Source organism: Microbacterium sp. Gd 4-13 (assembly GCF_003095395.1).
In the GTDB taxonomy this organism is placed as follows: Bacteria; Actinomycetota; Actinomycetes; order Actinomycetales; family Microbacteriaceae; genus Microbacterium.
The window spans coordinates 128,552-145,071 of record NZ_QEIJ01000004.1 but is presented as its reverse complement, the minus strand read 5'-3'; the positions used below and the strand labels follow the sequence as shown (position 1 = coordinate 145,071).

17 protein-coding genes are annotated in these 16,520 nt (G+C 70.9%); 3 read left to right on the top strand and 14 right to left on the bottom strand.

Annotated elements, in window-relative coordinates:
* Positions 1-69 precede the first annotated feature (69 nt).
* Positions 70-1,287, top strand: a complete 1,218-nt coding sequence (locus DEA06_RS09660) for a pyridoxal phosphate-dependent aminotransferase (RefSeq protein ID WP_116647784.1) — start codon at positions 70-72, stop codon at positions 1,285-1,287.
* A gap of 78 nt (positions 1,288-1,365) precedes the next feature.
* Here the strand turns inward: DEA06_RS09660 and DEA06_RS09655 are convergent, their stop codons facing one another.
* Genes DEA06_RS09655 through DEA06_RS09640 form a run of 4 tightly spaced genes read right to left on the bottom strand, consistent with a single transcriptional unit; the run spans position 1,366 to position 4,209 of the window.
* The gene (locus DEA06_RS09655; protein ID WP_116647783.1) at positions 1,366-2,502 is read right to left on the bottom strand and encodes a UDP-N-acetylmuramate dehydrogenase; all 1,137 of its coding nucleotides are present in this window, start codon (positions 2,500-2,502) and stop codon (positions 1,366-1,368) included.
* Between the two features lie 2 nt (positions 2,503-2,504).
* The gene (locus DEA06_RS09650; RefSeq protein ID WP_116647782.1) at positions 2,505-2,909 is read right to left on the bottom strand and encodes a MaoC/PaaZ C-terminal domain-containing protein; all 405 of its coding nucleotides are present in this window, start codon (positions 2,907-2,909) and stop codon (positions 2,505-2,507) included.
* Positions 2,906-3,355, bottom strand: coding sequence for a MaoC family dehydratase N-terminal domain-containing protein (locus tag DEA06_RS09645; protein ID WP_116647781.1), 450 nt, complete (start codon positions 3,353-3,355; stop codon positions 2,906-2,908). The genes DEA06_RS09650 and DEA06_RS09645 overlap by 4 nt, the downstream gene beginning before the upstream one ends.
* 56 nt (positions 3,356-3,411) lie before the next feature.
* Positions 3,412-4,209 (bottom strand): sulfite exporter TauE/SafE family protein, encoded by a 798-nt coding sequence (locus DEA06_RS09640; RefSeq protein ID WP_116647940.1) that lies wholly within the window; start codon positions 4,207-4,209, stop codon positions 3,412-3,414.
* A 342-nt stretch (positions 4,210-4,551) separates the two neighbouring features.
* Between DEA06_RS09640 and DEA06_RS09635 the strand changes: the two genes are divergently transcribed.
* Positions 4,552-5,187 carry an NAD(P)-binding domain-containing protein gene (locus DEA06_RS09635; RefSeq protein WP_116647780.1) on the top strand — a complete coding sequence of 212 codons (636 nt, stop codon included), beginning with the start codon at positions 4,552-4,554 and terminating at the stop codon, positions 5,185-5,187.
* Between the two features lie 10 nt (positions 5,188-5,197).
* Here the strand turns inward: DEA06_RS09635 and DEA06_RS09630 are convergent, their stop codons facing one another.
* The 6 genes from DEA06_RS09630 to DEA06_RS09605 all read right to left on the bottom strand — a co-directional run bounded on the left by DEA06_RS09630 (position 5,198) and on the right by DEA06_RS09605 (position 11,167).
* Positions 5,198-6,175, bottom strand: coding sequence for an alpha/beta hydrolase (locus tag DEA06_RS09630; RefSeq protein WP_116647779.1), 978 nt, complete (start codon positions 6,173-6,175; stop codon positions 5,198-5,200).
* 127 nt (positions 6,176-6,302) lie between these two features.
* Positions 6,303-7,130: a DUF559 domain-containing protein gene (locus tag DEA06_RS09625; RefSeq protein ID WP_116647778.1), complete on the bottom strand. Its 828-nt coding sequence runs from the start codon at positions 7,128-7,130 to the stop codon at positions 6,303-6,305.
* Between the two features lie 202 nt (positions 7,131-7,332).
* Positions 7,333-8,706: an FAD-dependent oxidoreductase gene (locus tag DEA06_RS09620; RefSeq protein ID WP_116647777.1), complete on the bottom strand. Its 1,374-nt coding sequence runs from the start codon at positions 8,704-8,706 to the stop codon at positions 7,333-7,335.
* 60 nt (positions 8,707-8,766) lie between these two features.
* On the bottom strand, positions 8,767-9,831 hold the full coding sequence (locus tag DEA06_RS09615; protein ID WP_116647776.1) for a polyprenyl synthetase family protein: 1,065 nt from the start codon (positions 9,829-9,831) through the stop codon (positions 8,767-8,769).
* Between the two features lie 33 nt (positions 9,832-9,864).
* On the bottom strand, positions 9,865-10,581 hold the full coding sequence (locus DEA06_RS09610; protein ID WP_116647775.1) for a class I SAM-dependent methyltransferase: 717 nt from the start codon (positions 10,579-10,581) through the stop codon (positions 9,865-9,867).
* 22 nt (positions 10,582-10,603) lie between these two features.
* Positions 10,604-11,167, bottom strand: a complete 564-nt coding sequence (locus tag DEA06_RS09605; protein WP_116647774.1) for a DUF402 domain-containing protein — start codon at positions 11,165-11,167, stop codon at positions 10,604-10,606.
* Between the two features lie 102 nt (positions 11,168-11,269).
* Between DEA06_RS09605 and DEA06_RS09600 the strand changes: the two genes are divergently transcribed.
* Positions 11,270-12,553, top strand: coding sequence for an isochorismate synthase (locus DEA06_RS09600; RefSeq protein ID WP_116647773.1), 1,284 nt, complete (start codon positions 11,270-11,272; stop codon positions 12,551-12,553).
* 9 nt (positions 12,554-12,562) lie between these two features.
* Here DEA06_RS09600 and DEA06_RS09595 read toward each other — a convergent pair whose 3' ends face one another.
* Genes DEA06_RS09595 through DEA06_RS09580 form a run of 4 tightly spaced genes read right to left on the bottom strand, consistent with a single transcriptional unit; the run spans position 12,563 to position 16,506 of the window.
* Complete coding sequence (locus tag DEA06_RS09595; RefSeq protein WP_116647772.1) at positions 12,563-13,417, bottom strand: PPK2 family polyphosphate kinase; 855 nt, start codon at positions 13,415-13,417, stop codon at positions 12,563-12,565.
* A 58-nt stretch (positions 13,418-13,475) separates the two neighbouring features.
* Positions 13,476-14,729, bottom strand: coding sequence for an ABC transporter permease (locus tag DEA06_RS09590; protein WP_116647771.1), 1,254 nt, complete (start codon positions 14,727-14,729; stop codon positions 13,476-13,478).
* Positions 14,726-15,472 carry an ABC transporter ATP-binding protein gene (locus tag DEA06_RS09585; protein ID WP_116647770.1) on the bottom strand — a complete coding sequence of 249 codons (747 nt, stop codon included), beginning with the start codon at positions 15,470-15,472 and terminating at the stop codon, positions 14,726-14,728. The genes DEA06_RS09590 and DEA06_RS09585 overlap by 4 nt, the downstream gene beginning before the upstream one ends.
* Positions 15,469-16,506, bottom strand: coding sequence for a hypothetical protein (locus DEA06_RS09580; RefSeq protein ID WP_133241738.1), 1,038 nt, complete (start codon positions 16,504-16,506; stop codon positions 15,469-15,471). The genes DEA06_RS09585 and DEA06_RS09580 overlap by 4 nt, the downstream gene beginning before the upstream one ends.
* Between the last annotated feature and the right edge of the window lie 14 nt (positions 16,507-16,520).

Genomic DNA, 16,520 nt, shown 5'->3' with positions numbered 1-16,520 from the left:
GTGCCCGGCACCCCGTCGAACACCGGCTGAGCCTACGTAACCGCACGAGTCGCCGGATAAGCTCGGGGCGTGACGACCAGCGCCCCCTCCTCCCGCACACCCGCCCTGTCGAACAAGCTGAGCGCGATCGCCGAGTCGGCGACGCTCAAGGTCGACGCCAAGGCGAAGGCACTGCAGGCCACAGGCCGCGACGTCATCTCGTACGCCGCGGGCGAGCCCGACTTCCAGACCCCGTCGTTCATCGTGGATGCTGCGGCCGAGGCGCTCTCCGACCCCGCCAACTACCGTTACACCCCCGCGGCCGGTCTCCCCGTGCTGCGCGAGGCGATCGCGGCGAAGACCCTGCGCGACTCGGGCTGGGAGGTCTCGCCCTCGCAGGTGATCGTCACCAACGGCGGAAAGCAGGCCGTCTACCAGGCCTTCCAGACCGTGGTGAACCCGGGCGACGAGGTGCTGCTGCCCGCGCCGTACTGGACCACCTACCCCGAGGCCATCGCACTCGCCGACGGTGTTCCCGTCGAGGTGTTCGCCGGCGCCGACCAGGACTACAAGGTCACCGTCGAACAGCTCGAGGCGGCTCGCACCGACCGCACGACCGTGCTCGTGTTCGTCTCTCCCTCGAACCCCACCGGTGCCGTCTACACGCCCGAAGAGACCGCGGCCATCGGCGAATGGGCTCTCGAGCACGGCCTGTGGGTCATCAGCGACGAGATCTACCAGAACCTCGTCTACGACGGCGCTCGCGCGGTGTCGATCGTCGAGGCGGTGCCGGCCCTCACCGCGCAGACGATCCTCGTCAACGGCGTCGCGAAGACCTACGCGATGACCGGGTGGCGCGTGGGCTGGATGGTCGGCCCCGCCGACGCGATGAAGCTCGCCGCCAACCTGCAGTCGCACCTGTCGTCGAACGTCAACAACGTCGCCCAGCGCGCCGCCCTGGCCGCTCTCACCGGCCCGCAGGACGAGGCCGAGGAGTTCCGCCTCGCCTTCGACCGTCGCCGCCGGCTCATCGTCGAGGAGCTCTCGAAGATCGACGGCGTCACGGTTCCGAACCCCCTCGGCGCCTTCTACGTGTACCCCGACGTCACGGGCCTCCTCGGACGCGAGTGGGCGGGCAAGACCCCCACCACGACCCTCGAGCTCGCCGACCTCATCCTCGACGAGGCCGAGGTCGCCGTCGTCCCGGGCGAGGCCTTCGGACCCAGCGGCTACCTGCGCCTGTCCTACGCTCTCGGCGACGCCCAGCTGCTCGAGGGCGTCCGCCGCCTCCAGCGCCTGTTCGCGTAGCATCCGCCGACACATCGACGGCGAGAGCGTCCGGCGACGTCACGACCGCCGATCCTGTCGGCGGGCCCGGGACCCTCGCTAGAGGTCGACGCCGACGAGCACCGGTTCGGGCTGCAGCAGCAGGCCGAACTCGGCCTGCACGCGCTGCTGCGTGAAGCGCGCGAGCTGCGCGATCTCGCCGGCGCTCGCGCCGCCCCGGTTGGTGACGGCGAGGGTGTGCTTCGTCGAGAGCCCCGCACGCGATCGTGGCAGCGAGAACCCCTTACCCAGCCCGGCGTGCTCGATCAGCCACGCCGCGCTCACCTTCACCTCGGTCGTGACCGTGACCGGCGGCGGCACCACTCCGTCGAAGGCGGCGAGGGGGATCACCGTCACCGGGTCGACGTACGGCGCGAGCGGCCAGCGCGGGCACTCCGCGGGAAGCGTGCGGGCGAAGGCCTCCGAGACGATCGCATTCTGGAAGAACGACCCGGCGCTCCACGTGTCGGGATCGGCGTCGTCGAGAACCATGCCCTTCCGGGCGCGCGTCGTCAGCACGTGATCGCGGATCCACGAGAGCGAGACGGATGCGTCGGGCTCGAGCCCGAGCGCCGTGCGCAGCTGCTCGCCCGCCACCGGAATCTCCCCCGCACCGACGACGGCGAGTTCGAGGGTGATCGACAGCACGACGGCCGGACGCTCCGGCACCGAACCGTAGTGGTGCTTGAGCACCGACGTGCGGAACCCGAGTCCGAGGTCGGCCGCAGCGACGACCGAGACGTCGCCGGTGGCCTCGTCGATCAGCTCGACCTCGACGAGGGTCTGCACGATCTCCTGACCGTAGGCGCCGACGTTCTGCACGGGCGCGGCACCGGCGGTGCCGGGGATGCCCGACATGGCCTCGATTCCGGCGAGGCCGTGCGCCACGGTGTACGCGACGAGGGCGTCCCAGTCGTGCCCGGCCTGAACGCGCAGCCGCAGCGTTCCGGGGCGCGAACCGGGGAGCGGTTCGATGCCCGACGTGCGCACCCGCACGACGGTGCCCTCGAACGGCTCATCTCCGACGAACAGGTTCGACCCGCCCCCGATCACGAGCCACGGCTCGCCCGCTGCCCAGAGTTCGCGCAGCTCCGTCACGAGCTCGTCGGTCGTTCCGGCCTCGAACATGCGGGCGGGCGCGGCGCCCGTGCGCAGCGTCGTCAGACGGGCGAGCGCGACGGGTTCGGTCTCGGGCATGGTCAGGCCCGACGCACCCGCACCTGGGCCTTGCCCAGGACGGTGGTCGACGCGGCGGTGACCGTGAGATCGATGCGAGCGGTGTCGTCGTCGAGCGCGCCGATCTTCGCCGAGACGTGCACGTCGGCGCCCGCCTCGGGGTCGACCAGCACCGGACGGGTGAAACGCACGCCGTACTCGAGGACGCGCGCCGGGTCGCCGAGCCATTCCTCGACGGTGCCGATCGCGATCCCCATGGTCAGCATGCCGTGGGCGAGCACGCCCGGGAGCCCGACGGCCACGGCGACGTCGTCGCGGTAGTGGATGGGGTTGAAGTCGCCCGAGGCCCCCGCGTACCGCACCAGCGATTCGCGGGTCAGGTGCACGGAGCGCTCGGCGATCACGTCGCCGACGGCGAGGTCGGTCATGCCTCCCCCTCCCCCACGAGCAGCACGCTCGTGGCTGTGACGACGTGGGCACCGGCCGCGTCGACGATCTCGGCGTCGCTGGTGACCATCGCGTTGCCACCGAGCGTGCGGATGCCGCCCACGGTCAGGGTCGCGGTCAACTCGTCGCCTGCGACGATCGGACGGCTGTAGCGGAAGCGCTGCTCGGCGTGCACGAGGCGCGAGAGCTCGATGCCCGATTCGGGCTCGGCGAGCAGCTGCTGGAGAGTGATGTCCTGCACGACCATCGCGAACGTCGGGGGCGCGACGACGTCGGCGTAGCCCAGGGCCCGGGCGGCCTCGGGATCGCTGTACTGAGGGGCCACGGCGAAGACGGCGCGCGCGAACTCGCGCACCTTCTCTCGCCCGACCAGGTAGGGAGGGGTCGGCGGGAAGACACGGCCGACCAGATCGGGATTCACGGGCACGGCACCATCCTACCGAGCCGGATCCGAACTCCTCCGGCCGCCGACCGCGCGCGACGTCAGCGCTGGTGGCGTCCGCGGATCGCCTTCATCGCCATCTGCACGGAGATGAAGACCAGGAACGCCGCGAACAGCACGTTGCCCACGAACGGGTCGACCAGCGTCGCGATCCACGCGCCGAGGGCCGTCGTCGTGCACGCGGCGAGACCGATCATGGCGGCGGCGCGCAGGTCGACGTTCTTGCGGCGGAGGTTGCCGACGGTGCCCGAGATGGCCGTGGGGATCATCATGAGCAGCGACGTGCCCTTGGCGATGAGGTCGCTCGTGCCGAAGAGCAGCATCAGCGCCGGCACGACGATGATGCCGCCTCCGACGCCGAGGAGCCCCGCCAAGACGCCGGTGATCACACCGAGCGTGGCGAGCCCCGCTCCGCTGAGCCAGGTGAGCTCCAGCTCGGCGTCGCGCGAGGGGATGATGAAGAACAGGCTCGCGATGACGATCACGAGGAACGCCACGAACGCCCACCGCAGCGCCGTCTGCGACACCTTCGGCAGCAGCCAGGTGCCGATCTGCGCGCCGATCACGGCGCCGATCGCGAGGATGATCGCGGGGATCCAGGCCACCGAACCGTGGACGGCGTACGAGATCACTCCCACCGACGCGGTCGGAACGATGGCGGCGAGCGACGTGCCCGCGGCGAGGCGCTGATCGAAGCGGAGGATCAGCACGAGGAGCGGCACGATGACCGTTCCGCCGCCGACCCCGAACAGCCCCGAAAGCAGGCCCGCGAGCAGGCCCACCCCGATGCACGTCATCACGAACCGGGTGCCGCGCCGCGGCTCAGGGGAAGAGGTCATGCGTCTCGCTTCGATCGCGGCCCCGGGCTGGGCCGCGTCCACACTACCGTCGTGCTTCAGCGGCCGAGAACGCGAGAGGCCTGGGAAGAATACGACCCCCGACGGGAGAGCCTCTCCGCCGGGGGTCGTCATCCCCGCGCGGCCAGAAGGTCGGTGACCCGAACACCGACCGATGAGCCGTTGAATCGCGGGGGTGGAGCACTCATGAAGTTAGCGCTGGAAAGCGAGCGCTCCGAGACCATTGACGCCGCGTCGGCACGACTGCTATGCGTCCACGACCGCTCTGCGTCGTCGGGGACGGCCGGCCGGGAATACGAGGTCGGGGGCCGTGTTGTCCCGAAGATGACACAGGTAGGAATCATCGGCGCAGGACACATCGGATCGACCCTGGCACGCGGCTTCGTCGAGCGCGGCTACGACGTGAAGATCGCGAACTCCCGAGGCCCCGAGACCCTGGCGGACCTCGTCTCCGATCTCGGCGATCGCGCCACCGCCGGCACGGCAGAAGAAGCAGCCGCGTTCGGCGAGGTCGTCGTGGTGACCGTGCCCCTCAAGGCGCTCGACCAGGTGCCGGTCGAGCCGCTCTCCGGCAAGATCGTTCTCGACACGAACAACTACTACTGGGAGCGCGACGGCCGCATCCCCGCGCTCGAAGAGAAGCAGACCACGACCTCGCAGATGCTGCAGGAGCACCTCCCCACCTCGAAGGTCGCGAAGGCGTTCAACCACATCACGAGCGGCACGATCCTCACCGACGGCTCCGCCGCGGGCACACCCGGCCGCAGGGCGCTGGCCACCGCGAGCGACCACTCCGAAGCATCCGATCTCGTCGCCTCGATCTACGACGAGTTCGGCTACGACACCGTGAACATCGGCCCGCTGTCCGAGAGCTGGCGCGTCGAGCGCGACCAGCCCGCCTACGTCGTCGCGCAGAACCGCGAGGAGCTCGAGGCGAACCTGGCCCGCGCCACACGCTGAGCGCGCACCCTCACCGTTCGACGACGCTGCGCACGAACCTCTCCAGCTCGGCGTAGGCGCGCTGGCGCGGCCGGGGTCGCGAAAGGAACACGTCGTGCAGGGCTCCGTCGATGCGCGCGATCGTCACGGTCTCTGCGATGCGCGTGGCCCGACGGGCGATGTCGTCGACGACGAGCACCGAGTCGACGTCCGTCATGTCGGGATGCCACGACGCCGCCAGGATCGATCGCGCCGACAGCAGCACCAGGGCGGGCGCTCCGACGTCCACCCCGAGTGCGACACGACGGTGGCCCTCGAGGATCGCGGCCAACCACGCCGGATGCGTCGGGAAGCCCTGCGGCGGACGCCACCCCTTCGGGGAGTCCGGGAGCGAGCCCACCTCGCGCTGCGCGCGCGTGTAGAAGCCCAGGTCGACCACCGGGTGGGAGCCGTACGGGTCGAAACGCGCCCGGGCGTTCACGATCGGAGCGAGCGCCTGCCGGCCCACGGCACCGACCTGGAACTCGAGCCAGGGACTGTTGAGCACCACCGCGTCCGCGACTCCCGGGTGCCGCGCGGCCCAGAGGGTCAGCACGAGTCCGCCCGTCGAATGGCCGAGCAGCACGAGCCTGCGGCGGCGCGCCGCATCCCACCCCATCGCCTCGAGCGCCGCACCGATGTCGGCGTCGTAGTCCGCAAGCGAACGCATGTCGCCCGGCACCTGACCGGGTCGCAGACTGCGTCCGTAACCGCGCAGGTCGAGGGCGTGGAAGCGCGCGCCGCGCTCGGTCCAGAAGCGGGCGAGCTCGGTCTGGAAGAAGTAGTCCGACCAGCCGTGCACATAGAGCACGTCGACGTCGCGCAGCACCCCGCCGAGGCGGGCGAAGGGGTGCGGGATGCTGCGCACCAGCGTCGCGACGAGCTCCGCACCGTCGTCGTCGGCCCCGAGCGGCAGCGTCAGCCGTTCGAAACCCGCCCCGAGGATGTCGGGCGCCCAGGCCTCGCTCATGCGCCCAGCCTAGAGCGCCGGACGGGAGGTGCGCGGAGTGTTCAGACGGGAGGTGATGTGCACACGGGAGGAGCCTGGAGCGCAGGCTGACCTCCGGATTGCACATCTCCTCCCGTAGGCACGAGCGTCACGGCGCCAGGTGGATCCCCTGGGCTACGGCCCTCATGAGGCGCGCCTGCACCGCGGGCCAATCGTTGACGACCGCGCCGTAGCCGACGCGGATGACGTGATAGCCGAGCAGTGCGAGTTCGGCGTCATGAGCGATGTCGGCCTCGCGCTGCGCGCCGACGTGGTGGCCGCCATCGATCTGCAGCACGAGTCGGTCGCCGATGAGGAGGTCGACCGGTCGTCCAGCGATCCAGATCTGACGGCGCAGCGGCAGTCGCATCCATCTCAACCGCGGAACGACGAACGTTTCGAGTCCGGAATCGGCGAACGGATCGGCGTCCTCGCGGATCCGACGCGCCTCCGGACCGAAATCGAGGCGCGCCAGCGCACGGCCGTCGACGAGCCGCTGCCGGAGGGCAGACTCCCATATCGCGAGGGCGACCTCGTACGGCTGGCACGCGGCGACGATCGCCAGAACGTTTTCGATCTCGTCCGTCAGGCTGTCGGGATGGCGGGGAACGAGCGGTCGTCCCCAATGGAGGACGGCACCCGCGACGCCCACGTGGCCCGCGTGGGCGGGTGCCGCAAGATGGGGCGCGTCGTCCCCGAGCACCCAGAGCCCGATACGACGCGCTTGCGTGACGCAGGTCAGGACGACGCCGGCCCGAGCCGCCGCCATCAGGTCGGCGTCCGCCTCGGGGACAGCGACCCATCCCTTGCGCACGCGGAGGAGCGCGCCGGATGTCACGGCCTCGCCGATCGCCCGACGCCGGATGCCCCGGTCGATGAGCCGAGACGTGCGCGCAACTCCCCCCAACCAGCGGACGAGTTCTTCGGGACGCGACATCCCCCCATGGTGAACGGGTGGACCGAGCCGCCCGCTCCCGAGGGCGGCGCTTGTGCGAACTCCCGTCAACGAGCGCGTTGGGGAGGGACAGAGCGAGTCCCGCACGTTCACACGGGAGGTGATGTGCACACGGGAGGAGCCTGGAGCGCAGGCTGACCTCCGGATTGCACATCTCCTCCCGCATGCACGGCGGCGTTCGGGACTACTCGCCGCGCGAGACCCGCACCATCTCGTCGCGGGGGACGACCTTGACGCGGGCGCGCTCGTGCGGGGCGCCGAGGGCGATCTCGTGCTCGTCGAGTCGGTGCCAGCCGTCGAGGTCGGTCCACCGCACGCCTCGCTCGGCGAGGAGGGCGACGACCGCGTCCTCGGACGGATCTTCGGGCTGCCACCACTGGCCGGCGTCGTTGACGAGGTGGCGAACGGTCTCCATCGCGTCGGACTTCGTGTGGCCGATGAGGCCGACCGGCCCGCGTTTGATCCAGCCCGTGGCGTAGACGCCGGGGACGGGCTCGTTCGAGTCGGGGTGCAGCACCTGGCCCTCCCGGTTCGGGATGACGCCGTGGCGCTCGTCGAACGGCACGCCGGGAAGCGGCGACCCGAAGTAGCCGACCGCGCGGTACAGCGCCTGGATCGGCACCTCGCGGAGCTCGCCCGTGCCCTCGACGCCGCCCTCGGCGTTCGGCCGCGTGCGCTCGTACACGAACGACGAGACCCGACCGTCGGCATCCGTCTTCAGCTCGACGGGCTTCGCCCAGAAGTGCAGGTGCAGGCGACGCGAGGCTTCGCCGCCGGCGTTGTTCACGCCCGGGCGCTTGCGCCACGACTGCAGCACACGGTCGATGACCATGACCTGCTTGTTGCTCGCGATCGCGGCCTTCGACGCCTCGTCGTAGTCGAAGTCCTCGTCGTAGACGACCATGTCGACGTCGCGCAGCTCGCCGAGCTCGCGAAGCTCGAGCGGGGTGAACTTCACCTGCGCGGGTCCGCGGCGACCGAACACGTGCACGTCGGTGACGGGCGAGGCCTTCAGCCCCTCGTAGACGTTCTCGGGGATCTCGGTGGGCAGCAGGTCGTCGGCGTGCTTGGCGAGCATGCGCGTGATGTCGAGCGCCACGTTGCCGTTGCCGATGACGGCGACGGATGCGGCGTCCAGCGGCCATTCGCGGGGTACATCCGGGTGTCCGTCGAACCAGCTGACGAAGTCGGCGGCCCCGTACGACCCTTCGGCGTCGATGCCGGGGATCTCCAGCGCGGTGTCGCGGATCGCGCCCGTGGAGAAGATGACGGCGTTGTAGTGCTTCTTCAGATCGTCGAGGGTGATGTCCTCGCCGAAGCGCACGTTGCCGAACAGGCGGATGTCGCCGCTGTCGAGCACCTCGCGCAGCGCCGTGATGATGCCCTTGATGCGCGGGTGGTCGGGGGCGACTCCGTAGCGCACGAGACCGTACGGCGCGGGGAGCTGCTCGAAGAGGTCGATCGACACGTCGAACGCGCGCTCGGTCTTCAGGAGGATGTCGGCGGCGTAGATGCCGGCGGGGCCGGCGCCCACGATGGCGAGCCTGAGCTTCGTCATGGGAATCCCTCGTTCTGGGTGCGGGTCGGCGGCCCCGAGGCTGAGGATCCGCCGGCGGGGTCAGCTGGAGCGGTCGGCGACGGCCTGCGCGAAGCGCGTCAGCGCCTCCCGCACGGCTCCGTCGGGGACGGGAGCGAGCGCGTCGATGGCGTCCTGCGACCACTGATGGGCCAGACGCAGCGTGTCGCGCGTGGCATCGTGGTCGCGGAGCTGGGCGAGAGGACCGTCGAGGAGCGCGGGATCGGCACCCTCGGCGATGCGGGAGACACCGTCGTCGATCGTGCCGCGGAGCGCGCGCGATGCGGCGTCGGTGCGCTCGCCGAGCAGGAGATACGGCATCGTCGGCACGCCGGCGCGCAGATCGGTGCCGGGCACCTTGCCGGTCTCGTCGGGGTCGGCCGAGAGGTCGATGACGTCGTCGAGCAGCTGGAAGGCGACACCGGCCTTCTCACCGAAGGTGCGCATGGCCACTTCGAGCTCGACGGGACCGTGGGCGAAGATCACGCCGGCCTCGGCGGCGGTGGCGATGAGCGAGCCGGTCTTGTCTCCGAGCACGTCGAGGTAGAACGCGACCGGGTCATCGCCCTCGCCGGGTCCGACGGTCTCGTGCATCTGGCCGAGCACGAGGCGCTCGAAGGTGTCGGCCTGCAGGCGGATGGCCCGCTCGCCCTGCCTGGCCATGATCTGGCTCGCGCGGGAAAAGAGGAGGTCACCGGTGAGGATGGCGATGTTGTTGCCCCACACCGTCTGCGCACTGGGCACGCCCCGGCGTACGTCCGCGCCGTCCATGACGTCATCGTGGTAGAGCGAACCGAGGTGCGTCATCTCGAGCGCGACGGCGGCCTCGACCACGTCGTCGGTGATCCCGTCGCCGAGCTGGGCGGTGAGGATCGTGAGCATGGGGCGGATGCGCTTGCCGCCCGCCTCGTACAGGTAACGGCTGGTCGCATCGGCGAGGGTGTCGGCGATGCTCAGCTCGTGGGCGAGGCTCGTCTCGACGCGGGCGAGACCCTCTTCGACCGTCGACAACAGCCGGCGGGAGCGCGCGCCCGCGAAGATGCGGTCGGCGAGCCCCAGCTTGCCCGCGATGAGTCGGGAGCCCGCGGCAGAAGGTCTCGGGGTCACCGTGTCAGCCTACCGTGCGGGGGTGGAGGAGCTTCATGAGGGGTTGGTCCCCCGGTGCAGCGCTACGATGCCCAGCGACAGATTGCGGTAGGCCACGTCGACCCACCCTTCCTCGCGCATCCACGCCGAGAGCGTCGGCTGGTCGGGCCAGTGGCGGATCGACTCGTTGAGGTAGTCGTAAGCCTCGGAGTTGGAGCTGACCACGCGCGCCACCCGGGGAAGCACGCGGCCGTTGTAGAAGCGGTACAGGCTGCCGAACAGCGCCGACGGCGGGGTGGAGAACTCGCAGACGACGATGCGGCCGCCGGGCTTGGTGACCCGTCGCAGTTCGCGGAGCGCCTTCTTGGGCTGATCGACGTTGCGCAGCCCGAAAGACATGGTCACCGTGTCGAACTCGTCGTCGGCGAACGGCAGGTCGGTGGCGTTGGCCTCGACGAACGACAGGTTCGGAAGGTCGGCGTAGCGCCGGGCACCCTCGGCGATCATGCCGGGAGAGAAGTCGGCGGCGACCACCTCGGCGCCGCTGCGCGCGAGCGCCACGCTCGAGGCCCCCGTGCCGGCGGCGAGATCGAGGATGCGCTGTCCTGCCCGCGGCGCCACGGCGCGGGTGGTCGCCACGCGCCAGAAGCGGTCGTTGCCGAGGCTGAGCACCGTGTTCGTGCGGTCGTACTTCGCGGCGACCTGGTCGAACATGCCGCTCACGCGGGCCGGATCCTTCGCGAGATCGGCGCGGTTGGGCTCGGGGGTCATACGGCGAGTCTAGGCCGCGCGGTCAGTGGTCAGCCTGTGGTGCCTCGGCGTCGAACGATCCGCGGAGCTGCGTCATGCGGCCCAACCACCGGTCGATCGTGGCGTCGTCGAAGGGCGCCTCGCGACGGCTCACGCGCGCCTCCAGCTCGAGCGTGACGGCCTCGAGCCGGTCGACGATGTCGAGGGGATACCCGTATTTCACGCGGTGCTCCTCCCACTCGTCGCGGTCGTCGATCCAGACGCCGCGATCCGCCTGCTCGACCACGTCGAGGTCCATGTCGATGCCGGTCGGCACGCCCGCGTCCCAGCGGGCATCCCAGGCGAGATCGATGTACACCCGCGTGCGGTGGGCCGGGGCGTTCGCGGTGAAGACCCACTCGCCGCTCGGGGGCAGAAGGGTCACGTTGTCGGTGCTCGCGACCACGTCGCGCCCCGGTCGGTGGCTGCGCCATCCGGCGAACTGCCCGAACCAGTCGCCGAACTCGTCCGATCCCAGGTAGACGCAGTCGTGCACCCAGTGGGTCGAGGCGTCCCACTTGCGCCAGCGGAAGACGAGACGGGTGCCGGGTGCGGGACGAGTCGTCATGCCCGAAGTCTAGATCGGCACCCGCACCGCTCAGTCCGCGCGTCGTCTCGACGCCGATCGTTCGCCGCTCCGGCGGCAGAACCCGGTCGTAGGCTGGATGCTGTGACGCACGACACGCTCCCCCTCCCCCGCCTGCGCGTGGTGACGCGGGAGATCGACCCCGTCGAAGACGTGCTGTCGTACACCCCCTCCTACGCCCCGGCCTTCTGGAGCAGGCGCGACGCCTCCCTCGCGGCGTTCGGGTCGATTCACGAGCTCCGCGCGGCGGGCGGCGTCGAGTCGCCCGCGCGCTTCGTCGCCGAGAGGTGGCGCGCCATCGCCGCCGCAGCCGAGATCGACGACCCCGTGGGTCTTCCCGGCACGGGGCTGATCGCGCTGGGTTCCTTCGCCTTCGACCCTCGATCGACGAAGACCAGCACGCTCACCGTGCCGTGGATCGTGGTCGGCCGCCGCGGAGGGCGCTCCTGGGTGACCCGCATCAGTCACGCCGACTCGGTGGTCGACGACGAACTGCTCGGGCTCCCCGCCCGCGTGCCCTACGGTCCGCACTGGTCGGCCACGCTCGGCCCCGGCGCGATGGATCCCGACGCCTACCAGGACGCGGTGCGAGCCGCCCTGGGCGCCATCGAACGGCACGAGGTCGACAAGGTCGTGCTCGCCCGCGACCTCGTCGGCACCGCACCCGTCGGCGCCGACCTGCGCCGACTGGTGCGGTCGCTGGCCTCCGGCTACCCGGACTGCTGGATCTTCGCCGTCGACGGCCTCATCGGCGCGAGCCCCGAGACGCTGGTCACCGTCTCGGCCGGCACCGTCACCGCGCGCGTGCTGGCCGGCACCACGGCGCGGGGGGCCGACGTCGACGCCGATGCCGCCGCATCCGTCGCCCTCGCCACGAGTCCGAAGGATCAGGACGAGCACCGGTTCGCCGTGCAGAGCGTGCTCTCCTCGCTCCGCCCGCACACGAGCGCGCTCGCGGCCGCCGAGCAGCCCTTCACGCTGCGACTGCCGAACGTCTGGCACCTCGCGACCGACGTCGAAGGCGTGCTGTCGGATGCGGCGTCATCGCTTGATCTGCTCGAGGCCCTGCACCCGACGGCGGCCGTCGCCGGTACCCCGACGCGCGATGCGGTGGAGCTGATCCGCCGGCTCGAGCCGTTCGACCGCGGCCGTTACGCGGGCGCCGTCGGCTGGGTCGACGGATCGGGCGACGGCGAGTGGGCGATCGCCCTGCGCTGCGCGCAGTTCGACGCCGTGCCCGCCGGCTCGCGCGACGCGATCCCGCTGACCGCGTACGCGGGGGCGGGGATCGTCGCCGGCAGCGACCCGGAGTCGGAGCTGCTCGAGACGCGCGTGAAGTTCCGCCCGATCGTCGAAGCCCTCGCCTGAGGGCGGGAATCACGAGGCGGCGAGCCGCACCTTCTCCCGCTCCACGTCGTACTCGGCCACCGGCCACGCCGGATCGATGTCGTCGAGCGCCGCCAGCAGCAAGCCCTGCACGGCGAGGCGGGCGAACCACTTGCGGTCTGCCGGCACCACGAACCAGGGCGCGACATCGGTCGATGTGCGCTCGAGCATGACCTGGTACGCGGCCATGTAGTCGTCCCAGAGCTCGCGCTCGTCCACGTCGCCGGGGTTGTACTTCCAGTGCTTCTCCGGGCGGTCCAGCCTCTCGGCCAGGCGCTCCTTCTGCTCGTCCTTCGAGATGTGCAGCATGGCCTTCACCACCCGGATGCCGCGGTCCGCCGCATCCGCCTCGAACCGCTCGATCGCTCCGTAACGCCGTTCGATCTCTTCGGCGGGCGCGAGGTTGCGCACACGCCCGATCAGCACGTCCTCGTAGTGCGACCGGTCGAAGACGCCGATCTTGCCGCGCGCGGGGAGACGCTTCGCGATGCGCCAGAGGAAATCATGCTGCAGCTCCTCGGCGGTCGGCTTCTTGAACGACGCCAGCTCGACACCCTGCGGGTCGACGGCGCCGACGACGTGGCGGACGATCCCGCCCTTGCCCGAGGTGTCCATTCCCTGCAGGACGAGGAGCACCGAGCCCGCAGCGGTGCCCGCGACACTCTGCGCGAACAGGCGCTCCTGCAGATCACCGAGCGACGGCACGCCGTCGGCGAGGTCGGCCGAGCCCGTCGCCTTCGACCCCTCGTACCCCGGCGTCTCCCGGGGGTCGAGGTCGGCCAGCCGGAACCCGGCGCCGACGCGCAGGGCCTCGCGGGCGGGAGTGGTCCATCCGTGTGCGCTCATCGGATCATTTTCCGCCCGCCGTCCTCGCGGCGCCATCCCTTGCCCGCTCGACGGCGCATCAGTAACGGATCGCGTCGATCACCTTCACCCGCACGGCCACCAGCGCCGGAAGGAGCCCGGCGAGAGCGCCCACCGCGCAGGCGGCGACGAGTCCGAGCACGGCGGCGTCGACCGGGAAGGGCGGGAAGTCCTCGACCAGCCCCTGGCCGATGAGGTCGCGCACCCACGGGCTCTGCACGATGAGGATCGCCGCGGCGACGCCGACGACGCCGGCGACGACGGTCGCCACGACGCTCTCCATCATCACCGCGAAGAACACCCGCCCCGCGGTCGCGCCGAAGCTGCGGCGGATGCCGATCTCGCGCACCCGCTGCTTCACGGTGACCAGCGCGATGTTGACGAGTCCGAGCGCGCCGAGCAGCAGCACGAGCACGGCGATCCCCGACACCACGAGCTGCACCACCACGAACGAGTCGTTGCCGTAGTACGCGGCGTCCTGCCGGTACACGTCGACGTTCGTCCCCTCCCCGAGGTCGGAGGAGACGTCGCGGGTCACGAGATCCGACAGCTCCTCCCAGTTCTCTGGAGGCAACCACATCTCGTACTGCACGGAGGCGCCCGCGTAGGGATCGACGGGGGCAGCGCCCGCACCGGCGACGGCGTCGGCCGCCTGATAGGCGCCGAGCTGATCGGCGAGCATGTACATCGACGGGAACGTGTCCCAGTCGGGCGACGGCGTGACCCCGACGATCACCGCGACCGTACCCTCGAAGCCGCCGAGCGAGAGGGTCGGATGCTGCGCGAGGTCGGGACGACCGAGCGTGTTCCAGAAGTACTCGTTGACGATCACCCGGGGCGCCAGCATCGCGGCGGTCTCGGCCGAGAACCACTCCCCCTCCAGCATCCGCACGCGATGCATCTCGCCGTAGGGCTGGTCGACCCCCTGGGTTCCGACCTGCACGACCCCGGCGGGCGAATCGACGGGCATCTGCGTGCTCGTGTTGCGACTGGCGTACGAGATGCCGTATCGGGCGGTCGCCGTCTCCCAGGCGGCATCGAGCGTCGCGGTGTCGACCGCCTGGGAGTCGGTGCGATAGGCATTGAGCCACACGCTCGCCGGGCGTCCGCTCTGCCTCTCGCTGAGCTCGGTGGTGGCCTGCTGCATGATGCCGCCCAGCGCCACGACGGTCGTCAGCGAGCAGACCGCCACCGCGACTCCCACGAGCGACAGCAAGACACGGGTGCGGTGGATGCGCACCTCCTGCCAGGCCTCGGCGAGCGCGCCGACGAAGCCGGTGAACAACCGGTTCACGACGTCTGCTCCGCGGCGGCGAGGAGGTGCTGCGACTCGGAGGCGGCAGACGCGGAGGCGTCGGCGGCCCGGGTCAGCACTCCCGCTTCGAGGCGGTAGTGATCGCGCGATCGCGCAGCGATGGCCGGGTCGTGGGTGATCACGACGAGCGCCGCCTCGGTGCGCGCGGCGACGGTGTCGATGAGCTCCATGACCGACTGCCCGGTGTCCAGATCGAGGGCGCCCGTCGGCTCGTCGGCGAGGATCAGGCGCGGCCCGCGCACGAGGGAGCGCGCGATCGCGACCCGCTGCTGCTCTCCGCCCGACAGCCGGTCGGGGAGGCTCTCGAGGCGGTGGCCGAGCCCGACCTCGTCGAGCATCTCGGCCGCGAGCGCGCGCCGTCGCCAGAACTGTCGGCCCTCGGCGTAGTAGAGCGGCATCATGACATTCTCGAGGGCGGTGCGCCCGGGAAGCAGGTTGAACTGCTGGAACACGAAGCCGATCTCGCGGCCGCGCACGCGATCCCGCTCGCGCGAGGAGTAGTCCTTCACCGGGCGCCCGGCGAACTCGACGATGCCGCTGGTGGGCAGATCGAGCAGCCCGAGGATGTTCAGGAGGGTCGACTTGCCCGATCCGGAGCGCCCGACGATCGAGATGCGGTCGTTCTCGGCGACGGTCAGGTCGACACCGTTGAGGATCGTCAGCGCGGGCTGATCGGGCGGCAGCACCGTGCGGGTCACCGCCTCCAGGTGCAGCAGTGTCACGGGGTGTCCCCGCAGACCGTGGAGCCGTCGGGCATCGTCGTGCACCCGTCGGGCCCGGGGAGGAGAGCATCGGCGCCGGGGGCGAACTCGCGCACGACGTCGCCGTCGGCGAGACCGCCCGTGATCTCGACTTGGCGGCCATCGCTGAGTCCCAGCCCCACCGCGCGCTCCTCCACGCTTCCGTCGGCGGCGACCACCCACACCGCCCCGGTCTGCGCCGCTCCGCGCACCGCGGTGGTCGGCACCACGAGCACGCCCTCGGCGCGGCCTCCCGCGATCGTCATCTCGGCGGCGAGGCCGGGGAAGACCGTGACACCCTCGGGCACCGGGCAGCTCACGGTCGTCGTGGTGCCGCTGCCCGGATCGGCCGCACCGCCCGTCGCCGTCGAGGCGTCGGCGTTCGCGCCGGCGAGCGGTGTGACGATGCGCAATCCCGTGCAGGTGAAGGGCGCGGGCCCCCCGGTGATGGCGACGGATGCTTCGGTCGGCTGATTCAGCAGCCGGTACTGCTGAGCGGGCTGCAGCGAGCCCGTCACGGAGGAGGTGGGCGGGGCGATCTGCCCTGCGGCCTGGCCGATCGACACGGCCTGCCCGGCGATGACGTCGAGGGAGCTGAGCGTCCCCGACGTCGGGGCGGTCACCTCGACGTACCGGTAGATCGGCGGCAGGGGGTTGCCCTCGGCGTCGACCGACTTCGACGGGTCGCGGACGATCTCGACCTTGACGTCGAAGATCGCCTGCTCGGCGTTCACGGTGGCCCCGACCTCGGAATAGATCCGGTTGACGGTGCCCTCCGCCGTCGACTTCACCGCGACGGCGGGATCGGCCGACACCGTCGCGTCGAGCACGACGTCATTCGTGATCGTGCCGACCGCGACGGGGATCGTCGGCTCGATGACGGCACCGGTCGGGAGGGCGGGATCTGCTTCGACAGCGCGGTCGGGGAAGAACGCGAGCTTCGCGAGGGCGATCGCGATGACCGCGATCAGCACGATTCGGAGGATGGGAAACACCCATCGCCTGGCAACACCCATGTCGTCCCCCTCGG